The organism is Mesoaciditoga sp. (assembly GCF_054006115.1).
Genome location: NZ_JBPNHS010000013.1, coordinates 1 through 22060, shown reverse-complemented (window position 1 = coordinate 22060; position 22060 = coordinate 1). Strand labels below are relative to the sequence as shown.

The following is a 22060-nucleotide window of genomic DNA, read 5'->3' as shown; positions in this document are numbered from 1 at the left end:
CCAAGAGTATAAGCCATAATTCTGAGACGTTGGTCTTTTCTTGAAAACATATTTGGCTTTAGGATAGAAGAAAGAATTTGTGGTATATTTGTTGTGGGCATGGAATCACTCCTTTGAGTTTGTTTGTTCACAACGATTATAGGAGGATTTCATGCCTTTTTCAATGACCTTGTTATCCAATATTTATCTCTTTAACTCGACTTGCATAATTTGAGTATGAAATGAATTCAAAAAGGATAACACTTGTATCCACAGATTTGAAAATGAGCGGGGAAGAAATTGTCAAGAACTACATGAGCAGATGGAAGATAGAAGTATTTTTCAAGAGTGCAAAGCAAAGATTCAATCTTGGAGATTGTACCTTGAGAAAGTAAAGATCAAGAACATTGGATGATCATTGTAAGTGTGGCGTATTTGGTATTTAAAGTGATAATGAGATTGTTGGCAATAAGAAGTGAAGAAGGAATGAAAAAACTAATCTATTTAGCCATTTCGTACATGATTTCAATGACCAACGAATCAAAAGAAGCGTACTTAATGCTGAGTAGTGGCTTGCTTTCTGGATTTGTTGACGTGAGGTTAATTACTTAACACTCACGCACAACGTGAGTAACTAATATCATACATAAGCACGCATTATATAAAATCGAATGGGATTTAGTGAAAACGTGGATGTAAGTAAGAAAAAACTCCCTACAAATGAGAGAGCTACTTTGTGCCATAAATATAAGTAAGCTGCAAAATGGTGGCGGCGCTGGGAGTCGAACCCAGGACACTACGGGTATGAACCGTATGCTCTAGCCAACTGAGCTACGCCGCCAAAGTTAAAAATGTCCCATAACAAAAAAATCTGGTAGCGGGGGGTGGATTTGAACCACCGACCTTTGGGTTATGAGCCCAACGAGCTACCAGACTGCTCCACCCCGCACCGACTTTTATTGGTGCCGAGGATCGGACTCGAACCGACACGAGGGAATACCCTCAACGGATTTTAAGTCCGTTGCGTCTGCCAATTCCGCCACCTCGGCAACACTACTTATGATATCAAACTATTGGTTATATGTCAAGTGGTATTTTTGTAATGCTCTTGATCTCAAAAAATTAAGTGATAAAATAGAATACTATTTCAAATTATTGGGGGTGAAAAAAGTGAGAAAAGGTTTAATGGTATTGGGCATACTTGCCGTTTTGGTTGGAGTTATTTTTGCCCAACCGGTAGTTAAAAGTACAACTAATTTAACTACCATTTTCTTTGAGCCTGATGCTGGAGAAGCTCCTTTCTTGAATCTCATCAACAATGCAAAAAGCTCTTTGAAAATCGAAGTTTACGTTATGACTGCTCGAGACATTTTCAACGCTGTTGATAGGGCCGTTGAGAGGGGAGTAAACGTACAGGTAATATTAACTCATCATCCTTATAACATGCAGGCGCAAGCAGATTACGCTTACGAAAAGCTTGAGTCTATGGGAGCGAAAGTTAGATGGGCTCCTGCAAGATTTTCATACGATCACTCGAAGTTTTTAATAGCAGACGATTCTAAAGCGATCATGGGTACTTCTAATCTTACATACAATGGTATTGCACAAAATTTTGAAGTTAACGTGCTCACAAAAGATGCGACGATCGTTAAAGCGCTTGATGATGTCTTCAACGCGGACTGGAATAATATTCCCGCCGGATCTGTCCCAAGAGAATATCTCGTTTTGAGTCCAAATAGTGCGTCTGATTTTGAATGGCTTATAAAAAATACCAAGCATGTGTTGAAAATATGCGAAGAAGAAGTTCCTGAAGGTGTGATTTCTGACGCTTTAAAAGCCGCTGCACAACGCGGAGTGAAAGTTCAGCTTGTTGAACCGTATTCAAGCGCGAAATACGCCTCAGGCATGTACGCGCTCTCTCAATTGCAAAAAGAAGGCGTGAATGTTAAATTGTCAAAATCTTTGTATATTCACGCAAAAATGATTATTTCGGACGATAACTACCTTTTCATAGGTTCTGAAAACGTTTCGTACACATCTCTTTTCAAGAATAGGGAGGTTGGTATCTTTCTTTCAAATAACGCTCTAATCTCTAAGGCAGAAAATAGATTTGATGAATTGTGGAATAACTCAATTCCACTTTCTTCTAAAAGCATGAAAGTTGAAACAGCTTTGCTTCCACGAATAGTTGCTTCCCCTTACACATATATGAATAAACTGGTAAGAACTCTTGGAACAGTTGAAGCTGTTTTTGGAAAGAATATCTTTGTTTCTTATCCTAGCGGAAATAAAATTGCCGGAATAATGCTCTGGATGGGTCACGTTTCCGAAAACACAGCGTTAAAACGTGGTGATACAGTAAGGATTGTCGGATCTGTTGACACCTACAAAGGGCAACTTGAAATATCTGTCGTTTCTCCTTTACAAGTTGTTTCACACGCGTTACTGCCTCAACCGTATGATGTAGAAATTGCAAATCTTAAAGGATACAACGCTTTAGTTGTTAAAACGAAGGGTATTTTCAGGCTTGGCGAAAACGGGGCGTATTTGGAAAACGGAAAGGAAAGTGTGGCGCTAGTTTCATTTGGAACTTCATTCCCGAATGTTCCCAGTGGTACGGAGGTTTACGTTGAAGGAATTGTTATGAATGTAAATGGAAATGTTGTGCTTGTACCAACTGCTTTTTACACGGCAAACGAGTACGTACCCATTTTGAAGAAAAATTCTGTAAAAAGCAACCCATCGATTGAAGGACTAAGAAAAGATCCTCAGCTGTATTACTCTCAAACTATAACTTCTACTGGAATTGTAAGCGCTGTGGTAAGTGCTTCCAATGCTTACATATATTCAAATGGTTATGGAATGAGAATTTATGGGAAGCACGGTAATGTAAAGCCAGGAGATGTTGTTCAAATTAAAGGTACATTTACATCCTATAATAATTCTTTCGAAATAGATCTCCTGAATTTAAAGGTAATTGGGCATGTTAATTCTCTCTTGCCACTAAAGATAAAGGCTTCCGAACTTTCAAAGTACCCTGAAATGCTTGTGCAGGTAAGTGGAAAAGTTGTAAGCGCTAAAAAGAAGAGTTTTTATCTCAGCGATGGTACGGCAAAGGCGTTTATTTACGTCCCAAGTGGAAGGGTCCCGTCTAATGGGAAAAATGTCAAAGTTGTAGGAATTTCCGTAAGGTACAAAGACATTTACGAACTTTACGCAATAGAAATAGAAAAGATGTAAGTTTGTTTTGAAAGTCTTGCCGAATGGCAAGACTTTCATTTTAAATAGATAGAATTTTGCCATGACAGTTGACTGATAACGTGTGATATAGTATAATTCAATAGCTAAAGCAATTTGCCAGCGTAGCTCAGCCGGTAGAGCAACTCATTCGTAATGAGTAGGTCGGGGGTTCGAGTCCCTTCGCTGGCTCCAAGTACAAACCCAGAGTTAACTCTGGGTTTGTTTTTGTGAGATTTGTTTGCAAAGGGTGAAAAGATGCAGCTTGATAATTTTGAATATAGACTTTTAAAACTCATAAGAAATGAAAAAATTATATCTTCTGGCGATAGAATCGTGCTTGCAGTCTCTGGCGGAGCGGATTCCGTGGCGATGATGTACTCTCTTGCAAATCTTCGATCAGAGCTCAAAGCCACATTCTTCGTGGCACATTTGAACCACATGATAAGACCGGAAGCTTATATAGAAGAGCCGGCGGTGTGTTCCATGGCGAAAGAACTGGGAATGGAATGCTTCACGCAAAAAAGAAATGTTCCGGATTATCAAAAGAAACACAGGTCTCTTTCTTTAGAAGAAGCTGCAAGGATAGTCAGATATGAATTTTTTGACGAAGCTATGGAGAGATTCAAAGCGAACAAAATTGCCACGGCCCATCACCTTTCAGATTTAACTGAAAATTTTTTTATAAGGCTTTTTAGAGGTAGCGGTGTTGGCGGGCTTATCGGTATGAGAAGTGTAAATGGAAAGTACATAAAGCCTTTTTTATTTTTAGATGAAGAAAGCATAAGAGAATATGTTACAATAAGAAGACTTAGATTTTTTGAGGATAAAACGAATGAAGATACAAAGTATGTCAGAAATAAGATAAGACATGAATTGATACCCTTCATAAAGTCTGGATTTTGCCCCGATGTGGAAGAAAAAGTGCGTAGGGTGACACGAATACTTGAAGGGTACCAGGATTTTATGCTGATTGAGGTTAAAAAACTGTTAGAAAAAGCGTATGTAGATGATAAAGAAAGAATTTTCTTTAAGTTGAAAGATTTAGACGTTCAACGCGTTTTGCTGGAAGAGACAATTAAAGAAGTTTTTAGGACAAGAGAAATTTCAATTTCATCTGTTAAAATAAAGTCACTTGTGGATCTAATAAAGAAAAATGGAAGCGGAGAGTTGAATCTAGGGAATGATTTTTTTGCGTTTAAATACGATGATACGCTCATGATAGGAAAAAAGCCCGTCATTGAAGAATGGAAAGAAACGGAGCTAAGATTAGGCTTTAAAACCACGTTAAGTGAGCTGTCTTTAACGATAACGGCTGAAGTAAGAACGTACAACGGTTATGTAGGTGATGGAATTAAAGAGGCTGTAGTTGATGCGGATAAAGTGAATTTTCCACTGTTTTTAAGAAAATTGAAAAAAGATGAAAGTGTGCGTATGCTCGGAATGAGTTATTTTAAAGATGGTTACTCTATTTTAAAGGATAAGAAGGTACCTATTTTTTTGAGAAAGTGTTATCCTGTAGTTTCTCAAAATGATGGAAAGATGATATGGATGATAGGTGTGGGAATTTCAGAAGATTTTAAAGTAACGCCTAAAACGAAAAAGGTTTTGTTTCTCAGTCAGGAAGGAGGTAATTTTTTCAAACATGCCTAAAAATTACAGATCGCTCGGGCCAAATTGGAAATCTATAACGCTTTATGTACTGATATTGATCTTGATATTCTTTCTAATAAGATCCATGTGGACGGCTCCAACACCTGTTGTTCAAATAGATTTCACGAAGTTTTGGTCAATGGTTAACGAGCAACCAACACCAGTTAAGGAAGTTATAATAAACGGGAATGGTGATACCCACGTTATAACCGCCACTGGTGAATATGAACTTTACGCTCCATGGCTGCTTACAAGTAGCAATTTTGTACAGGATTTGATGAAGAAAGGCATAAATGTTAAATCGGTGCCGGCGGGGAATTCTTCGCTGTGGGTAAATGTGCTTGGTACTCTTATTCCGCTCGCTCTCTTCTTCTTGTTGTGGTGGGTATTGATGAAGAGAATGGGAGGAGGAGGAGGTTCACAGGCTTTTACCTTCACAAAAAGTCCCGCTCGCATTTACAATTCAAACGCTAAAAGGGTAACATTCCGAGATGTGGCAGGAGTAGAAGAAGCAAAAGAAGAACTGAGATCGGTTGTCGAATTCCTTAAGAATCCTCAAAGCTTTAACACCTTGGGCGCAAGAATGCCAAAAGGTATTTTGCTTGTAGGGCCTCCAGGCACTGGAAAAACCTTGCTCGCGCGCGCAGTTGCCGGCGAAGCCAACGTTCCCTTTTATCACATAAGCGGTTCAGATTTCGTTGAACTTTTCGTTGGTGTCGGAGCGGCAAGGGTAAGAGATTTATTTTCCCAAGCAAAGCAAAATTCGCCTTCAATAGTGTTTATAGATGAAATAGATGCCGTTGGAAGGCAGAGAGGCGCTGGTTTAGGTGGTGGACATGATGAAAGAGAACAAACTTTAAACCAACTTCTTGTTGAAATGGATGGCTTTGACAAAGACACGGCTGTGATAGTGATGGCTGCCACGAATAGGCCAGATATTTTGGACAGCGCTTTGCTCAGACCAGGTAGATTTGACAAGAAAATTTTGGTGGATCCTCCAGACATAAAGGGAAGAGAAGCTATTCTACGTGTTCACATGCGCGGTAAACCTATAGACAGTCGCGTAGATCCCGTTATTCTTTCTCTAAAAACCCCCTGCTTTGTGGGAGCTGATCTCGAAAACCTTGTGAACGAAGCGGCGCTGTTGGCGGCACAAAAGAGAAAAAGCCAAATAGAATTTGAAGATTTTGAAGAGGCAATAGACAGAGTTATAGCCGGACCCGAAAGAAAGTCTAAGGTGGTCAGCGAAGAAGAAAGAAAGATAGTCGCGTATCACGAAATTGGTCACGCGATAGTTGGAGCCATTCTTCCAAACGCAGATCCAGTTCATAAAATATCGATAGTCCCCAGAGGAATGCACGCTCTTGGATTTACGTTGCAACTCCCTTTGCAGGATAAATATCTTATGTCAAAGGAAGAAATCTTGGACAAGATAACTGGTTTGCTCGGTGGAAGGGCAGCAGAGGAAATAGTTTTCGGCCAGATCACAACGGGAGCTTCCAACGATATTGAAAGGGCAACCAAAATAGCGCGAGATATGGTATGTAAATACGGTATGAGCGATTTGATTGGCCCGATAGCGTGGGGAGAAGAAGAAGAAAACGTTTTCTTGGGTAAACAGCTATCACGAATGAGAAATTACAGTGAAGAAACCGCTTCCGAAATAGACGTTCAAGTGAAAAAGATCGTTTCAGAGTGTTACGACAAGGCAAAAGAAATTCTCCTGAAGTACAGAGATAAGATGGACGATATTGCCAAAGTGCTTCTCGAAAAGGAAACAATAGAAGGAGAAGAGTTAAATGCGTTGTTAAAAGGGGAACTTGGACGAAATGGAAAAAGTGAAGAAGTGAATGAAGAGAACGACAAAGCAAAAGAAAACGATTGATGAGGTAGTACTTGTCAAGGAGCACGGTGGACGGAAACCATCTGTTGCGTTGGTTTACCCTAACGATTACGCATCAGCCGTTTCGAATCTTGGTTTCAACGCCGTTTACGCTTTTTTGAAAAAAAAAGGGTTCGACTGTGAAAGATTTTTTTATTCAAAAGAAATGAGGGCGATTGAAAGTGGACGTCGGTTGAATGATTTTGACATCGTAGCCTTTTCGATTTCTTTTGAGTTCGACGTTTTGAACGTTTTAAGTATTTTGAAAGCCAGCGGTATTCAAATGTCTTTGAAAAAAAGGAATGAAACCCCTTTAGTCATAATTGGCGGAGCTTTGACTTTTTTTAATCCAAATGTTTTTTGGTCAGTCGCAGATGTGATATTTCATGGAGAGCTTGAAGGATGTGAAGCTTTTTTTGATAAATTGAGAGAACTTTGGCAAGAAGGCTTTCGCGGACAACATTTACTAGAAAAATTAAACGCTTTTGAATGCCTTTCACTTCCGTCTGTGAGCGACAAAAAAAATGTAGAAGTGGTTAGACTCAAAAATTTAGACCATTCTTTAGCGGAATCTTCTATTTTGTCAAAGCAAGGGGCTTTTGGGAAAAGATACCTTTTGGAAATTGAAAGAGGTTGTACGCGCGGATGCAGATTTTGTGTGGCGGGGTATGTTTACAGGCCGGCAAGATTTATGAGCTTGAAAGAAGTAAAGAAGCGCCTGGAAAAAGCTTTGAAATACACCAAAAATGTAGGCCTTGTAGCCGCGACCGTTTCCGATTATCCTTTCTTAGACGAACTTTTAGAGTGGTTAAAAGAGAGAATTAAGAGTTTGAGCGTTTCATCTTTGCGCTTAGACTCATTGACACCACATTTGATAGAAACTCTTTTAGCGCTCGGTGACAAAGAGATCACGTTAGCTCCAGAAGCGGGCACACAGAGAATGAGAGATGTGATCTACAAAAATATTTCAGATGATGATATTGCAAGAGCCATAAGATATGTCAAAAGTGGTGGTCTTAAGCGCGTAAAACTTTATTTTATGTATGGTTTACCAACGGAAAAAGAAGAAGATTTGAATGGTATAATTGAAATAGTAAAAGAAGTGAAAAGAAATGGAATAACTCCGTACATAAGTCTTAACCCATTCATACCTAAGCCATGGACACCTTTTGAATCATTTCAAATGTTGTCAATTAAAGAGTTAAAAGAGAAAAAACGTTATTTAGAGAGTAATTTTAGAAAACTAAGAGTGCGTTACAAATTCGAAAGTGTGCGTCTTTCAAGGTATCAATGGGTGGTTTCCACAGCCACAAAGGATTTATCTTTTATTCTTGTGGAGTCGGAAAAACCAGCCGATATTTTGAAGGAGGTGGAGAGAAACTGGGAATCTGATGTTGAGGAGTGGAGGTATGTTAACGCCGTGAACGATACTTTTTTCACGCTTCAAAAGGGGTTGTGTTTGAAATTAAATAGTTTGAACAATGAGATAGACGTTCAAGGTAAAAAATAACCGAAACAAGGAGGGAACAAAATGGCAAAAAAAAGAATATTGGTTGTTGATGATGAACCTTCGATAGTGGAACTTGTCAGCTACAATTTGAAAAAGGAAGGTTACGACGTGCTGAAAGCTTATGACGCTGAAAAGGCCCTTGAAATGATAAATGAAAGTGATATAGACCTTTTCATAATAGACGTCATGCTTCCTGGAATGGACGGATTCGAACTTGTGAGAACTCTGAGAAGTGGGGAGAAAAATAGGGATAAACCTGTTATCTTCTTAACGGCGAAAGGAGAAGAGTTCGACAGAGTGCTCGGGCTTGAACTTGGTGCTGATGATTACATAACGAAGCCGTTCAGTGTTAGAGAACTTCTTGCAAGGATAAAAGCTATTTTCAGAAGAACAGATCAGACTCTGAAAAAGAGTGAAGAAAAACCCAAGAAGATCACGGCTAAAGATTTGGACATCGATTTGGAAAAATACGAAGTTAAGGTAAGAGGAGAAATGGTTAATCTCACGCCTTTGGAATTCGATCTCTTAAGATTCCTAGCAGAAAACAAAGGAAAAGTTTTCAGCAGAGACGTGCTCTTGGATACTCTATGGGGATACGATTACTACGGTGATACCAGAACCGTTGACGTTCACATACGCAGACTCAGAACGAAAATTGAAGAAGATCCTTCAAATCCAAAGTACATAATAACCGTTAGAGGAAAGGGTTATAAATTTAAAGATCCGGGCAGTGAGGAGTGAGCTCTCTGACTTTTTTGATAATCGCCTTATCTTGTGTGAGCGCAGTAGGATTTGTACTGGCGAGCGTTTTTTACTGGAGATTAAAGCAAGTTAAGGCGATTTTTAAGGATATTTCTTACACCATTGCTGGCGAGGAGATACCTATAATAAAAATTTTGGATGTCTTGAAGAGCATGAAGCACGATCTCGTCAGCAAGTATGAAGAAGCGATTCGCAGTCGGGAAAACATGAGAGCCATTATTCAAAACATAAATGATGGAATAATCATATTAGATCGCTCGGGAAAAGTTTTGATGGACAATTCAGCGGCGCGGGAGATTTTTGGCATAAATGAAGAAACAGAAGGAAAAAAACTCGTTGAATTGATTGACAATTACGATTTGTTGGATTTTGCCGATAAGAATTTGAAATCTTTCAGCAGGGATTCAGAAGAAATAACCATTCTCTATCCCCAAAAGCGATACGTGAAGTGTGATGCCATTACCGTTACCCTTTCAGAAGACGAGGAAGTTCTTATAATATTGATGAAAGACGTTACCAAAGAAAGAGAACTGGATGCGATGAGGCGTGAGTTTATATCTAACGTCTCGCACGAATTGAAGACACCTTTAACGTCTATTCATGGTTACGCCGAAACACTTTTAAACGATGATTTCAGCGATGTGGAAATGACGCGTCATTTTCTCAGCATAATAGAAGCAGAATCAGCGAGAATGAGCAGACTCATAAGTGATCTCCTGGATCTTCAGAAAATGGAGGAAAACAAGACCACTTTCAACTTTGAAGAAACAAGTATAGCGGAGGTCGTAAGGTACGTTTCAAGAATTGTAAAACCATTATCAGAAAGTTTGGGCGTGAACGTAAGCATTTCGTGCGATACGGAAGCCACGGTGAATGGCGATTTCGACAGGTTAGTTCAAGCCGTTTTAAATCTTACGGATAACGCCATAAAATACACCTCTCAAAAGGAAAAAGGTGAAAAACATGTTCACCTTTCCTGTGAGGTAGATGATGGGGAGTGTACTCTTAGTATTAAAGACACGGGTCCTGGTATTCCAGAAAAAGCCATTCCAAGGTTGTTTGATAGATTCTATAGAGTAGACAAAGCCAGATCAAGGAAGGTAGGAGGAACAGGTTTAGGTCTTTCCATTGTTAAAATGATAGTGGATAAACACAATGGAAGAATAGAAGTTTCAAGCGAAGAAGGGAAAGGAACTGAATTCAAGATACATCTTCCTTTGATCAAGGAGATAAGTGATAATGCGTAGAAGAAGACAGGGAATGGGAAGAGCCTTAGGTTCCGGAAAATGGCTGAAAGGATACGTGTTGCTTCTCCTTTCTAAAAATCCATCACATGGGTATGATCTAACGCATTCTATGCAAGATTTTGATGTAAACTTTTCTGGGATAGGCCAGATGGGAACCCTTTACAGGCTCCTGCGTCAAATGGAAGACGAAGGATTGGTGATTTCCACATGGCACACTCAAAGTAAAGGGGCTGCAAGAAGGGTCTACAAAATAACGGCTTTAGGTGAAGATTATCTTCAAAACTACGTAAAACAGTTAAAAGAACTTAAAAAGCGTATAGACGAATTTATAGATTTCTACGATAAAAGCTTTTCCTGATAAATTTTCTTACTTTTTGCTTTCGCAAAATTCACTTTAATTCGTATGAATTTGTAAATAGCTGAACGGTATCGGTAAACCGCGAGTGTGTGTTACTGAGAACCGTTCATTTATTATGATATAATTCGGAGGCCGAATGAGTTTAAAGAGGAGTTGTGAGCGATGGGAATGTACAGAAGAGAAATGATGGAGGCGGAGATGAAACGCGTGATCTCTGAAGCCATTAGAAATATGAAAGATCCACGGTTAGAGGGGTTAGTTTCCGTTACGCGAGTAGAGCTTTCAAAAGATTTGAGATATGCCAAGGTTTACATAAGCGTTTTTGAAAAAAATGAAGAAAAAAGGGAAGGGATTTTTGAAGTTATTGAAAGGGCAAAAGGATACTTGAAAACCAACGTTGCAAAGAACATAAGAACTTTTAAAGCGCCTGAATTAACTTTGATAAACGATAGGGGTATAGAAGGCGCTTTTGAATTGGAGAAAATATTCAAGAAGATAAAAAAATATGATGAAGAGCGGAATAATAAAAGTAAATAAGCCATCCGGTCCAACGTCGCATGATGTTGTAAACCGGGTGAGAAAACTAACTTCTATGAAGAGAGTAGGCCACGCTGGCACGCTGGATCCTTTTGCGGAAGGTCTCTTGCTAGTTGGAATTGGAAAGGGGACAAGACTGTTAGAGTATTTGCTCCACCAAAAAAAGACTTATGAAGTCGTTATGAAATTAGGCGTTGTTACCGACACCTTTGATAGAGAAGGTAAAGTGGTGGAAGAACACGCCGTAAATGTCGATGCGGAAAAAATCATTGAAGTTATGAAATCGTTTGTTGGGGAATATTATCAGGTTCCGCCAATGTATTCTTCAAAAAAGTACAAAGGTGTGAAGTTGTACGAATTGGCAAGGCAGGGCAAAGTCATAACGATGCCTCCAAAATTGGTTAAGATCCACTCTTTGAACGTTGAAAAGATAGAACTTCCGTACGTTTACTTTTCGGCAGACGTCTCTGAAGGAACGTATATAAGGGCGTTGTGCAGGGATATCGGAATGAAAATCGGGTGTGGAGCGATGGCCCAAGAGCTTAAAAGAACTTCAATAGGTCCTTTTTCACTCGAAGGGGCAATAAACGTTTACGATATTAAAGAGTTAAAAGAAGATGTGGTGCTTTCTTTAGAAGAGATCACGGAAAAGTTCTTCAAAAAGGTCGTCGTCCTTTCCGATGCTGTGAAAAAAGTGTTAGACGGTCAAAAAGTAAAAGTTGGAGAATTAAAAGACTTTGAAAATTTTGAAAAAGGAGAACTCGTAAGAGTAGTGGATGAAAATGGAAAACTTTTGGCGCTTTCTATTACCGAAAGAAGGTCTTCCTTTATTTCAACGCTGAAAAGGCAAGAAAAAGACGAAGCGATTCTGCGACCAAAGAAGGTGTTCAATTGAGAAGCATAACCATAGGAGTTTTCGATGGCGTACACGTTGGCCATTCTTACATAGCGAAAAAGACCGTTGAGTGTGCGAAAAAACATAATCTCGTTTCAACTGCTATGATTTTTGCCATTCCGTATAAGGCCATGAGTCATCCTGAAAAATTCGATGGTCTCTTAACCACCACAGATGAAAGGACCGAATTGCTAAAAAAGCTGGGAATAGAAGAGACAATGGTAAAAGATCTCCACGAACTCATGAACGTTGACGCTTACTCCTTCATAAAGAGTTTAATTGAAGATTTTGGTGTGAAAAGCATCCATGTTGGACATGATTTCAGATTTGGCAAAGGCGCTCTTGGAGACACCAAAATGCTGGAAAACTTGTCAGATAAATTGAATTTCAATGTGGACGTGATACCTAAAATAGTGAAAGATGGAAACAGAGTAAGCAGTAGCTTGATAAGATATGAATTGAAAATGGGAAGACCGCGAAGGGCTTCTTCGTATTTGGGGAGATATTTTTGCATAAGAGGAACGGTTTTTAGAGAAAGAGGTATAGGATCTAAACTTGGCTTTCCAACCGCAAATTTAAAAAGGCCCTCTCCAATGCTGATAGTGCCAAAATATGGAGTTTACCTTGTAAAGTCAGAAATAAATGGTGAAATGATATATGGCCTCCTTAATATTGGAAAGAGACCTACAATAGATGGAAACAAAAAAGATGTCTCATACGAAGTTTACTTCATAGATAAAAACTTAGATCTTAACGGGAAACATCTGCGTTTGGAACTTATCGATTTTTTGCGTGAGGAGAAGAAATATCCCTCCATTTCGTCTTTGAAAGACGCTATTTCAAATGATGTAAAGAGGGCAAAAAATATGATCAAAAACGGAGATGTGTGAGAAAAAACGCTTTGATTACACCTCTTCTTCCATTTCGGCTTCGATATTAAGACTCGCAATTCCTTCGATGGGGGCGTCTTTTCTTGCCTCGTTGTACGACCTTGTGGATGCCTTTTGGGTAGGGCACATAAGTTCCGTTGCCATTGCCGGCGTTACACTGGCCATGGCCGTCTTTTGGTACGGTTCCATTTTCAACGATCTCTTTGGTACCGCCTCCGTGGTGTTGATATCAAGGAGGTACGGCGAAAAAGATTACGAAGGCGTAAAGTGGGTAGTTGGCCAAACGATACTGGCGAAAAGCGTTTTAGCGCTGCTGTTTTTAGCGATAGTTTACCTCTTCATGGGAAAACTTCTCACTTTGGTTGGAGCAAACGGAGAAGTTTTGCGAGAAGGTGAGATGTACCTAAAATGGAGATCATGGGTTATGCCTTTTTCGTTTTCTGGCTACACACTTCTCACAACTTTTCGAGCCACGGGAGACACTTATAAACTCTTTTGGGTTCAGGGCATTTCAGCTGTTATCAACATGATATTAGATCCAATTTTCATATACGCCCTTCACATGGGAGTTGCCGGCGCGGCGTTGGCATCGGATCTTTCAGAGATATACTTGCTCGTTGTTGGATTTGCAATACTTAACTCAAGGAGTAGCTATTTGAGAATGAATCCCTTTAAGTATTTAAAGCCGAAACTTGAGATAATAAGGAAAATGTTGGGTCTTGGCTCTCCGATGACTTTGGAAACACTGTCTGAAAACGTTGCTTACAGCGTGGTGCTCAGGTTAAGCTCTATGTATGGAACGGCTTTAATAGCGGCTCTTGGAATAGCAAATCGTATAAGAAGCATATCCTTTACTTTGAGCTTTTCCATGAACATGTCAGCTTCAACGATGGTCGGACAAAATCTTGGAGCAAGAAAGAAGGACAGAGCTTGGAAAAGTGTTAAAAGTTCGATCGTAATTGGCGAGCTTTTAATAGCCGGCTACGTTGTAATTCTTTTCCTTTTCGGAAAACAGATCTCTTACTTTTTCACGCCACATGAGAATATAGCCAACATTGGAGGCGTACTCTTGAAATTCTTCGGAATTAACGAAGTGTTTTTCATGCTTTCGATGATCAGTTGGGGTGTACTGATTGGCGGTGGACTGACCAGAACGGTCATGTTTATAGGGATCATCGCTGATTGGGCGGTGCTCGTTCCACTGATATCTTTTTTCACGCTTTTGCATTTCAACTGGACTTTTTTGGCGCTTTCCTTTGTGCTTTCAAGCTTGGTAATGGCTTTCTTGTCTCTTTGTGAAATAAAAAAGGGAAAATGGGCCGAGCAAGAAGTGTGATTTTAGGATTTCTGTCAAAAAAGGGCCGCTTGCGCGGCCTCAAAAGGGGTAGAGAAAGACGATCTTTCTCACCATGTAAAGATCATACCACCTCCAATGGTATAACCTTCTGTGTATTTCCATAGAAGAGTTGCGTACATCCAATCGTATCTCGCGTCTGCCTCTACATATGGCTGTACGAAATTAAGATTCCCCTGAAGTCCCCCAAATACGTTTATATTCCAAAGTGAGATGCCGCCACCCAATGAGAAGTTGAGATCTCCAAAGCCATTAAGTGTTAACTCCTGCTCCAAAGAAGCGCGCAGTTTGAAGAAGCTTATGGAAGTCGTGTCTTCTATTTTTCCGTACAAAGCCAGCTGCGTTCCTTTGAGTTTTAATTCCATCGTTGCGTACATTTCGTCTATGAGATTCGCCTTTAATCCTATTCCAATAACGGGCGTTGAATCACTTACTTTACCTTCTCCTATCACGGAAAGTGCCGTGGACCCATACGTTATCTCTGCCATGTATTCGCCTTTGGTAATCGTATTCTTTCCAATCAACGTAAGTGTGGTGTATTTCTTTTGTTTTGGCATGAACGCGTCGGTAACATCTTTCGGAGTTTTCGAAGTGCTTACCAGAATCAAAAATCTTTTCTTTCCTTCCTTAAGAGAGATAACCGTATGGTTGTTTTCGTTTTCATTCATTTCAAAAGCAATGGCATTTCCACCCGTTTTTACGATAGCTGATATCACGCTTTCCCTCGATTCGACATTTATCTTCATGGATGGATCGCTTGATGATATTTCCATATTTCCAATCTTCGGTAAGGCTACCGTTCCAAACGTGTCGTTACTCCCATTTATGGCCACTATCTCTTTGAAGATGTCAAAAGAAGAATTTGAAAAAGCGAAAATACCAGATTTGTTACTACTTTCAAATTGTCTGAAACGTTGGTATTCATCTTTTGAAAGCTCGTGTATTTCGTATGAAAAGAACCTGTTTGAATTTGGAACGTCTATTTTAGATACAAGGTTCATTATCTTTTCCGTTGTCATTTCATCGGCGTCAACGATCATGATCATGGATTTTGGCGAGTAAACCACGTATTTGGAAAGAGTACCCAAGAGCTCATAGACAGTTGATGGAAAAGTGTCTTTTAGATAAATTACCCTGCTTTTAAAAAGAATTGAATGAGATTCATCTGGAGAGTGTATACCTCCAACTAAGTAAATCCCGTTCACCTTTGCGAAGGAGTAATTCGTTCCCAAGAGCACTTTTTTCAAAGCTTCTTCAACATCTTCGCACTCGAAAGAAGCGTTAACCAATCCGCTTACTTCGTTAGAAGCTATTATGTTCACGCTGAACGAAGACGATATCTCTTCTAAAGCGTTTCGGAGATCCGTGTTTTGGAAATCAAAAGAAGCAGCAAGGGACAGCGATGATATCGCTAAAATTAAAATTATTGCAATAGTAAAAGTTTTTTTCATTTCCCATCACCACCCTTCAAGGCCACAAAAAGCACGATTCTTTTTCGCACGTTTTTGTAGCTCAACTGCGTGAAAAGTTTTCCAACGAGCGGTATGTCTCCAAGAAGGGGGATTTTGGATTCCACACTCGCAAGAGTTTTAAACCCTATGGAAGCGACGGATATTCTGCTGTTTTGATCCATTATCACCGAAGTTTGTATTCCCTGTTTCACGCTTGAAGGAATACTGGCACCAGACTCTTCAGCCGAGTACAGCGTTTGTAAGATGTTAAGGACAACTTTCTCTCCCATAAACATTGGAAGTATGTTCGTTTCCACACCTATTTCAACACTTTGATACTTCGTGTTGTTTCCTTCCGTGTATTGGTAAATTCTCGTCGTTTTTGAAAACAACTTAGATTGAGCCCCATCAAGCATGTGAATCGTGGACTCTGAAAGCACCTTTAAATTCTCTGTCGTGTGATTTAAATTGAAATTTCCAGTGAAATTTCCCAAATAGCTTAAAACGTTCAACTTAAACCAGTCCCCCGTGATGGAAAAGGAATTGGAAGTTCCGGTCATGGATGAATATCCCCACTCCCTTTCCCACTTTTGAAAAACGGATTCACTAACTTCGACTATGGTGATTTCCACGTTTAACTCCCTTTTTGGTTTGTCTATTTTGTTGATTAAAGAAGATATCTTGTCTGCCATTTCTTTGGGAGCGTTAATGGTTAAAGCGTAAGGATCACCCGCTGCGATGTTCACGTATTTTCTCATGTATTGAGGTAACAAAGAGACCAAATCGGAAGATTTGTAATTCTTCGAATGGTACTCTTTCGTTATGGAAAAGTACATGAACTTATCGCTGTCCGGCGTTGCCAGGGACACATAGTAAACGCCATCAATTTTCGTCCATGAAAAACCTCCAGACAAAAGAAGTAGATCTAAAGCCCTTTCTAAGGTTACATCTTTAAGATCCATCGTGACGTATCCCCCGACCAGATCGTCAGCTATTATGGTCTCACCGGTATCATACGCGAGCTGGTTGAGAGCTTGGCGCAAGTCCATTTCAAAAAAAGATTCGTTTATGAGTTTTTGCCCTAAAGACAAAGTTGCAATTATGAGCAAAAGCATCATCAACATATACGTTTTTCTCATTTCAGATCGTCCCTTCTACCATTTTTTGTATTTCTTTCTCTGTAATTTCAATTCTCACCCTCATCTTCATTCTTTTTTCCTTATTATTGTTACCTTTGTATGTCAGTATAAAAGGTATTGAATATGTCCCGGCTTTCTTGAATTTGTAATCACCAAGATCTATGTCCACATATCTTTCAAAATTCGGAAGTATCAAAAACCCCCTATCTGAAACTCTTTTAGCTTGATTTGTTAGGTAATTTCCATCTGGATCGACAAGATCGTAAGTGAGATTGAAATTCGTAAAAGCGTTGCCTGTATTTTTAAACCAAATTCTTACCAGCATGGTGGCCTTTTTAGTTGTCGTTGCTGGGAACTCGAATATCTTTTTCACTTTTTCTATTTCAAAACCGTATTTTGTGCTTCCACTTAATCTCATAAAGACAGGAACGTACAAAACGCTTTTATTTTCTGGCGAATTTTTTAAGGAAGCTTCCACTTTTATCGCAAAAACTTCCTGTCCTTTCATTTCTCTTGGAATTCTTAAGGAAAACGGTACGATCCTTTTTTGATCTTCTCTCAGGGAAAATTTTGAAGGATATATCTTTACATCTTTCAAAGTGGCCGTTCCGTAAATGAATTGTCCGTCTTCTTCCATTGAAAGGGAGACGGCTGAGAGGTTGGCATTTATAGTGGTGAATTCCCTGTTGAACACCTCTATTTTGTTCATTTGAGTGTACCCGGCTTTTGCCTCTGTGATTATCTGAGAAGGCTTTAACTTGAAATTCACGCCGAGTAATTTTGCCGTTGCAGTGGAAGCCTTTATGAAGAACTTGTATTTCTTTTGTCCTATGTAACGCTTTCCGGATTTAACGCTTACATTTGCCATGTATTCGCCAGCCGGCAAGCTCCTATCGTAAACGGCGTACATCTTTCTCACGGTAGCTGGCATTACGAGATCTGTTTGATCCATTTTAAGCTTTCCTCTACCCCAAACTTTTCTATCGGGAGAGGTTATCATGAAATTTCCTTCAGGTCTGTACGATAAATCGCCCGTATTCTTCAAGAATACATCGAGCTCGAGTCCTCTCCGCGTAGAAGTGGAAATTTCATCGAAATTCACGATGTTGATTTTTTCAATTTCAAGTTTCGATCTTGCAGCCCTTCCCTTAACCGTTATGTGTAGAATGCTTCCGAATCTAAATCGCCTTTCTATTGAAATAGCAGCGCCGCTTGCTTCTCTTGTTTTGTTTTGCTCGGCTGGCACAAAGTTCGCCCACAACATGGCGTAGTAATCACCACCATGCTTCAGATTTCTCGGCACTGTGATTTTAACCTTTATTTTTTTCTGTCCCAGAGCCTCAACGAGTATGTGGTCGGTATCCAATTCGAATTTGGCCCACTTTGCCGCCGAAAAGGCGTATTCGTCTTCCTTTTTTAAGTAGATGTATTTTCCATTTTCATTCAACTTGAAAGAACCAACTTCAAGTTGGTAATCTACGTCTGACAGCGTGCCGTTCATCAAACGCAGATCGTATTCTTGGGTTTCACCGGGATACATTATCAATTCCGATTTCAATGGGCTTAATCCCAAATTGTACGCCGCTGCGAACGAAATCGAAGAAATAATCGTGGCAAGCAGTACGAAGAACGCAATCATCTTTTTCATCTTTCTCACCCCTTTTTTGGAATTTCAAAGAAGGTTTTCTCTTTTTTTACCTTCTTTTAATAACTTTATGGTTCTGGTTGAATAAAAATGTCTAAATACGTTGAATATGTTCCTTTGCATGTATTACTGTTTATTTTGAATCCAAACCATACTTGGTACGTTTTTGTTCCAAGTCCACATGGATGAATTGTACCGCACGGATTCAGAATGGTAATGGGGTTGTTTTCGTCTGGAAGCTCTCCCATTCTCAACCATGAGAAATTTACGTTTGTTTCTCCAAGCTTTGGAAGCATTGTTTCATTTTGATTTTCCACGTAACCTATCCACGTTGGAATTGAATGACCGTTTCCATCGCTTAGATCTCCTGGGGTACCCATGTACACTTTAACTTTCCCGTTGGTCTTCACGCTGATATCGAGATTATCAATTGTGTAATCTCCTGGCATGTTCACATGAATATTGAATTCCAGATATTTGATATTCACGTATATCCATTGGCTTACGTTTAGTTCCCAATTTATTTTTGAAGTTTGGTAGGTTGATAATAGGGCAACGTATCCATCGCTATTCCATTCGTTCGTAGCTGTCGCATTTGCCAACGTCGGATTTGTTTCCTCTGTCCAACCTGTTGGAGTTTTAAATCTGTAAATTGGTATTCTAACTGGAGGATTCAAAGCTAACATAAAAGTTGAGAACGCCATCAAACTTAAAAATGTCAAGACCATTTTCTTCATTACCATTCACCCCCCACAGGCGTTGCGTTGTTGGAAAAGAGAGCCCTTATGAAGGGCTCTCTTAACACTTTAACCATTCGATCATGGAGCTGGTTGTATGAAAGTGTCAACGTAAGTCATGTAGTCACCTTTGCAGGTGGTGGCGCCGACATCGAATCCAAACCAGATGTAGTACGTTGTATCGAGACTTCCACATTCGTTGTCACCGGCTAGTATGAACGCGTTATCCTCATCAGGAATATCGGTGATCCTTGTCCAAGTTCCTGTCCATGGAGCATCCGGATTTGTATCTTGATCGCTTTGATATGAAAGGTAGGTTGGTATTGTCGCACCATTATCACTGTTAAGCAGATCCCCTCCAGAAGCGAAGTGAACGTATACTCCACCGTTGCTTATTATTTGAAATTGTAAGTCATCAACTGTGTATATTCCAGGCATATCCACATGCATGTTGAAATCGGTGTAACCAATTCTTACGTATACCCACTGACTTACATGCAAGTTCCACGTTACCCTACCAAGTTGAGTTAACTCGTCAAGCGCTATCCACGTCTTGTTGTCATATTCAAAACCGTTAGTTGGGAAAGCCTGCATCGTGAATCCCCAGGCATCGGAGCCCGTCGCATCTGCAAGTACATCATTGGTTATTTCCGTCCAGGCTGCCGGAGAAGCTGAAGGCGTCCATTGGAAAATTTTCATGTTTCCACCCATAACCGTCATCGAGCCTAAAATGAAGATAGCCATTATACTCAAAAGTATCACTTTTCTCATTACCTATCACCCCTTTCAGGTGCAAAAAGTTTTCCATTTTGCCTTTTGATCGGCCGCTCAAAAGGCTCTTCACTTTACTTAGCGTATTTCATGCCAAACTCTTCACTTCATTTTTTCGCTTGAAATCATAGATTTACAGGTGAATTTCATGAAAAGCATTTCTTTTATAAGAAGCTAATTTCTACGTGTCGAAGATGCTTTCAAAATTGGAAGGCTCTTTCCAAATTACCTTTCCCTTCCGCTTCTATACATGTCGTGATTGAAGATGGGCCAAGGAGAATCCATCATTTCAACGGAAGATGCGTGGATAGCATACAAATATCCATCATCGCTTCCAAAGTAAACTATCCCATCTTTTAAAACTGGATTTGAATATACGTTATCCGTAAGATATTTCCACTTCAATGCGCCTTTTTTAATTACGTACAACCCATTTGCCCCTCCCATGTATATTTCACCATTCTTTCCAATTGTTGGAGATGTTAAAAGCTCATTCGATGTGTACAACCAATTCAAAGTTCCATCGCTTTTCACCACCGCTAAACTGCCATCACTTTTTAACATGTAAACGTTATGACTCGCATCCAAAGATGGGCTGGCAAAGTTTTTAAGGGAAGAGCTTTTGTACTTCCATTTCAAAGTTCCATTTTCTTTTACGGAATAAAGATGCCAATCTGCTCCTTCTATGTAGATGTTCTCTTCTTCATCCACACTGGGATGTGATGCCAAAGGCATGGAGAAGATAACTCCGGTTTTATACTTCCACTTCAGGGTTCCATTATGATTTATGGCGTAAAGGTACCAATCTCCTCCTCCAATGTAAATTGTTCCACTTTTTCCTATACTTGGACCAGAAAAAGCGCTTCCTATCTCATACTTCCACATCACGGTTCCATCGTCATTATCAACAGCATAAAGAAAAGTTCCCGCTCGAACGTAAAGAGTTCCGTTTTCTCCAATGGAAACGCAGGAAAGTGCAGAAGAGAAAAAGTTTTTCCATTTCAAATTTCCATCTAAATTAAAAGCGTAAAGTGTTCCTTGATCGTTCCCTATGTATACCGTATCATTGCTTAATGAAGGTGAAGAACTCGCCAATCCGATATTTCGTTTCCATTTTAGGACGCCATTTTTTCTAACAGCGTAAAGATTACCATCTTGAGACAAAAAATACGCCGTTTCAGATGAATCCAATGCTGGATTTGAGCGAACTTTTCCATCAGACTTGAATTTCCATTTCAAATTTCCAGCACTTGCACTCAACGTTTTAACGTGTATTTCGTTGGAAAATCCTGAACTTCCAAAATCGTTAAAAGCGTAAACCCTGTAAAAATAGTCTTTGTTTGCTGATACATATACATCAATATAAGATGTTATATTTTGATCCAAGGTGGCTATTGCTGAAAAAGAAACATCATCTTCCGAACGTTCAAGAACAAATCCATTCTCGTTGTTTGAATTATCTTTGAAAGAAATTGAAACAGCGTTTGAACCTATCCACTCTTTTTTGAGCGAAGAAGGTGTTGTGAGAATAGGCGCATTTTGAGTGGTGAAATGCCAAAGAGGACTTGTTTTTTCTCCTGAAATGTTTTTTGCTTTCACTTTCCAATAGTAAGTCTTGGAAAAATTCAACGGAGTGGAAGGAACATACTCAGATGCTGTAAGATTTGTGGCGACTAAAGGTAGATTTGAGGAGTTACCAAAATAAAGATGATATTTCACTCCATTTTGTCCTTTCCACCTTAGGTAGATATCAATCGAAACATTCGTTGCCCCGTTTGAAGGCGAAGGACTTAAAGGGCTTTCAGGAGACTGGAATATAAGGGAACATCCAGACAGTATCAACACGAAAAAAATTACCGCAGGAGCGGTAATTAAAATGGTTTTTTTCATGGAACCTGAGCTATTGAGATTTGTATCCATCCCGTATACCGTCCTCTTTTTGTGAAATCTCTTACGTTCACACCTATCCACAATTTCAATGAATGGTTGCCTATTCCACGTGTCAACTGATAG

The 22060-nt window shown here is 39.6% G+C and carries 19 protein-coding genes and 4 tRNA genes; 14 read left to right on the top strand and 9 right to left on the bottom strand.

Annotated features, from left to right (window positions below):
• Positions 1-221 precede the first annotated feature (221 nt).
• Together ACXJIN_RS02805 and ACXJIN_RS02800 are read left to right on the top strand one after the other, a co-directional pair.
• Positions 222-374 (top strand): transposase, encoded by a 153-nt coding sequence (locus tag ACXJIN_RS02805; RefSeq protein WP_456399278.1) that lies wholly within the window; start codon positions 222-224, stop codon positions 372-374.
• Positions 375-405: 31 nt separating this feature from the next.
• Complete coding sequence (locus ACXJIN_RS02800) at positions 406-591, top strand: hypothetical protein (protein WP_456399277.1); 186 nt, start codon at positions 406-408, stop codon at positions 589-591.
• Positions 592-743: 152 nt separating this feature from the next.
• Here ACXJIN_RS02800 and ACXJIN_RS02795 read toward each other — a convergent pair.
• The 3 genes from ACXJIN_RS02795 to ACXJIN_RS02785 form a co-directional block, all read right to left on the bottom strand.
• Positions 744-820, bottom strand: a tRNA-Met gene (locus ACXJIN_RS02795).
• A gap of 31 nt (positions 821-851) precedes the next feature.
• Positions 852-928 (bottom strand) — tRNA-Met (locus tag ACXJIN_RS02790).
• Positions 929-939: 11 nt separating this feature from the next.
• Positions 940-1028: transfer RNA gene (locus tag ACXJIN_RS02785), tRNA-Leu, on the bottom strand.
• 121 nt (positions 1029-1149) lie between these two features.
• On the opposite strand from ACXJIN_RS02785, the gene ACXJIN_RS02780 reads away from it, so the two are divergent.
• From ACXJIN_RS02780 to ACXJIN_RS02725, 12 genes are all read left to right on the top strand, one after another.
• Entirely contained in the window at positions 1150-3219 is a 2070-nt protein-coding gene (locus ACXJIN_RS02780; protein WP_456399276.1) for a phospholipase D-like domain-containing protein, read from the top strand.
• 116 nt (positions 3220-3335) lie between these two features.
• Positions 3336-3411 (top strand) — tRNA-Thr (locus ACXJIN_RS02775).
• A 63-nt stretch (positions 3412-3474) separates the two neighbouring features.
• Complete coding sequence (gene tilS, locus ACXJIN_RS02770; protein WP_456399275.1) at positions 3475-4869, top strand: tRNA lysidine(34) synthetase TilS; 1395 nt, start codon at positions 3475-3477, stop codon at positions 4867-4869.
• Entirely contained in the window at positions 4862-6754 is a 1893-nt protein-coding gene (gene ftsH, locus ACXJIN_RS02765) for an ATP-dependent zinc metalloprotease FtsH (protein ID WP_456399274.1), read from the top strand. Before tilS ends, ftsH begins: the two co-directional genes overlap by 8 nt.
• The gene (locus tag ACXJIN_RS02760; protein ID WP_456399273.1) at positions 6720-8261 is read left to right on the top strand and encodes a radical SAM protein; all 1542 of its coding nucleotides are present in this window, start codon (positions 6720-6722) and stop codon (positions 8259-8261) included. Before ftsH ends, ACXJIN_RS02760 begins: the two co-directional genes overlap by 35 nt.
• 21 nt (positions 8262-8282) lie before the next feature.
• Positions 8283-9002: a winged helix-turn-helix domain-containing protein gene (locus ACXJIN_RS02755; RefSeq protein ID WP_456399272.1), complete on the top strand. Its 720-nt coding sequence runs from the start codon at positions 8283-8285 to the stop codon at positions 9000-9002.
• On the top strand, positions 8999-10270 hold the full coding sequence (locus ACXJIN_RS02750; protein WP_456399271.1) for a sensor histidine kinase: 1272 nt from the start codon (positions 8999-9001) through the stop codon (positions 10268-10270). The genes ACXJIN_RS02755 and ACXJIN_RS02750 overlap by 4 nt, the downstream gene beginning before the upstream one ends.
• The gene (locus ACXJIN_RS02745; RefSeq protein ID WP_456399270.1) at positions 10263-10628 is read left to right on the top strand and encodes a PadR family transcriptional regulator; all 366 of its coding nucleotides are present in this window, start codon (positions 10263-10265) and stop codon (positions 10626-10628) included. The genes ACXJIN_RS02750 and ACXJIN_RS02745 overlap by 8 nt, the downstream gene beginning before the upstream one ends.
• 162 nt (positions 10629-10790) lie before the next feature.
• Positions 10791-11165 (top strand): 30S ribosome-binding factor RbfA, encoded by a 375-nt coding sequence (rbfA, locus tag ACXJIN_RS02740; RefSeq protein ID WP_456399269.1) that lies wholly within the window; start codon positions 10791-10793, stop codon positions 11163-11165.
• Positions 11137-12060: a tRNA pseudouridine(55) synthase TruB gene (truB, locus tag ACXJIN_RS02735; RefSeq protein WP_456399268.1), complete on the top strand. Its 924-nt coding sequence runs from the start codon at positions 11137-11139 to the stop codon at positions 12058-12060. The genes rbfA and truB overlap by 29 nt, the downstream gene beginning before the upstream one ends.
• Complete coding sequence (ribF, locus tag ACXJIN_RS02730) at positions 12057-12950, top strand: riboflavin biosynthesis protein RibF (protein ID WP_456399267.1); 894 nt, start codon at positions 12057-12059, stop codon at positions 12948-12950. The genes truB and ribF overlap by 4 nt, the downstream gene beginning before the upstream one ends.
• The gene (locus ACXJIN_RS02725) at positions 12943-14286 is read left to right on the top strand and encodes an MATE family efflux transporter (protein WP_456399266.1); all 1344 of its coding nucleotides are present in this window, start codon (positions 12943-12945) and stop codon (positions 14284-14286) included. Before ribF ends, ACXJIN_RS02725 begins: the two co-directional genes overlap by 8 nt.
• Before the next feature lie 68 nt (positions 14287-14354).
• Here ACXJIN_RS02725 and ACXJIN_RS02720 read toward each other — a convergent pair whose 3' ends face one another.
• From ACXJIN_RS02720 to ACXJIN_RS02695, 6 genes are all read right to left on the bottom strand, one after another.
• The gene (locus tag ACXJIN_RS02720; protein ID WP_456399265.1) at positions 14355-15755 is read right to left on the bottom strand and encodes a hypothetical protein; all 1401 of its coding nucleotides are present in this window, start codon (positions 15753-15755) and stop codon (positions 14355-14357) included.
• Positions 15752-16894 carry a type II secretion system protein GspD gene (locus ACXJIN_RS02715; RefSeq protein WP_456399264.1) on the bottom strand — a complete coding sequence of 381 codons (1143 nt, stop codon included), beginning with the start codon at positions 16892-16894 and terminating at the stop codon, positions 15752-15754. The genes ACXJIN_RS02720 and ACXJIN_RS02715 overlap by 4 nt, the downstream gene beginning before the upstream one ends.
• A gap of 1 nt (position 16895) precedes the next feature.
• Positions 16896-18542: a hypothetical protein gene (locus ACXJIN_RS02710; protein ID WP_456399263.1), complete on the bottom strand. Its 1647-nt coding sequence runs from the start codon at positions 18540-18542 to the stop codon at positions 16896-16898.
• A gap of 65 nt (positions 18543-18607) precedes the next feature.
• Positions 18608-19276, bottom strand: a complete 669-nt coding sequence (locus ACXJIN_RS02705; protein WP_456399262.1) for a hypothetical protein — start codon at positions 19274-19276, stop codon at positions 18608-18610.
• An 81-nt stretch (positions 19277-19357) separates the two neighbouring features.
• The gene (locus ACXJIN_RS02700) at positions 19358-20047 is read right to left on the bottom strand and encodes a hypothetical protein (RefSeq protein ID WP_456399261.1); all 690 of its coding nucleotides are present in this window, start codon (positions 20045-20047) and stop codon (positions 19358-19360) included.
• Between the two features lie 225 nt (positions 20048-20272).
• Positions 20273-21967 (bottom strand): outer membrane protein assembly factor BamB family protein, encoded by a 1695-nt coding sequence (locus ACXJIN_RS02695; RefSeq protein WP_456399260.1) that lies wholly within the window; start codon positions 21965-21967, stop codon positions 20273-20275.
• Positions 21968-22060 lie beyond the last annotated feature (93 nt).

Bases quoted from the DNA above. Each gene is read 5' to 3' on its own strand.
- ftsH (WP_456399274.1), top strand. From the start codon at position 4,862: ATGCCTAAAAATTACAGATCGCTCGGGCCAAATTGGAAATCTATAACG.
- ACXJIN_RS02695 (WP_456399260.1), bottom strand. From the start codon at position 21,967: ATGGATACAAATCTCAATAGCTCAGGTTCCATGAAAAAAACCATTTTA.
- ACXJIN_RS02760 (WP_456399273.1), top strand. From the start codon at position 6,720: ATGAAGAGAACGACAAAGCAAAAGAAAACGATTGATGAGGTAGTACTT.
- ACXJIN_RS02755 (WP_456399272.1), top strand. From the start codon at position 8,283: ATGGCAAAAAAAAGAATATTGGTTGTTGATGATGAACCTTCGATAGTG.
- ACXJIN_RS02700 (WP_456399261.1), bottom strand. From the start codon at position 20,047: ATGAGAAAAGTGATACTTTTGAGTATAATGGCTATCTTCATTTTAGGC.
- rbfA (WP_456399269.1), top strand. From the start codon at position 10,791: ATGGGAATGTACAGAAGAGAAATGATGGAGGCGGAGATGAAACGCGTG.
- ACXJIN_RS02805 (WP_456399278.1), top strand. From the start codon at position 222: ATGAATTCAAAAAGGATAACACTTGTATCCACAGATTTGAAAATGAGC.
- ACXJIN_RS02720 (WP_456399265.1), bottom strand. From the start codon at position 15,755: ATGAAAAAAACTTTTACTATTGCAATAATTTTAATTTTAGCGATATCA.
- ACXJIN_RS02705 (WP_456399262.1), bottom strand. From the start codon at position 19,276: ATGAAGAAAATGGTCTTGACATTTTTAAGTTTGATGGCGTTCTCAACT.
- truB (WP_456399268.1), top strand. From the start codon at position 11,137: ATGAAGAGCGGAATAATAAAAGTAAATAAGCCATCCGGTCCAACGTCG.
- ACXJIN_RS02745 (WP_456399270.1), top strand. From the start codon at position 10,263: ATGCGTAGAAGAAGACAGGGAATGGGAAGAGCCTTAGGTTCCGGAAAA.
- ACXJIN_RS02725 (WP_456399266.1), top strand. From the start codon at position 12,943: ATGTGTGAGAAAAAACGCTTTGATTACACCTCTTCTTCCATTTCGGCT.
- ACXJIN_RS02710 (WP_456399263.1), bottom strand. From the start codon at position 18,542: ATGAAAAAGATGATTGCGTTCTTCGTACTGCTTGCCACGATTATTTCT.
- tilS (WP_456399275.1), top strand. From the start codon at position 3,475: ATGCAGCTTGATAATTTTGAATATAGACTTTTAAAACTCATAAGAAAT.
- ACXJIN_RS02715 (WP_456399264.1), bottom strand. From the start codon at position 16,894: ATGAGAAAAACGTATATGTTGATGATGCTTTTGCTCATAATTGCAACT.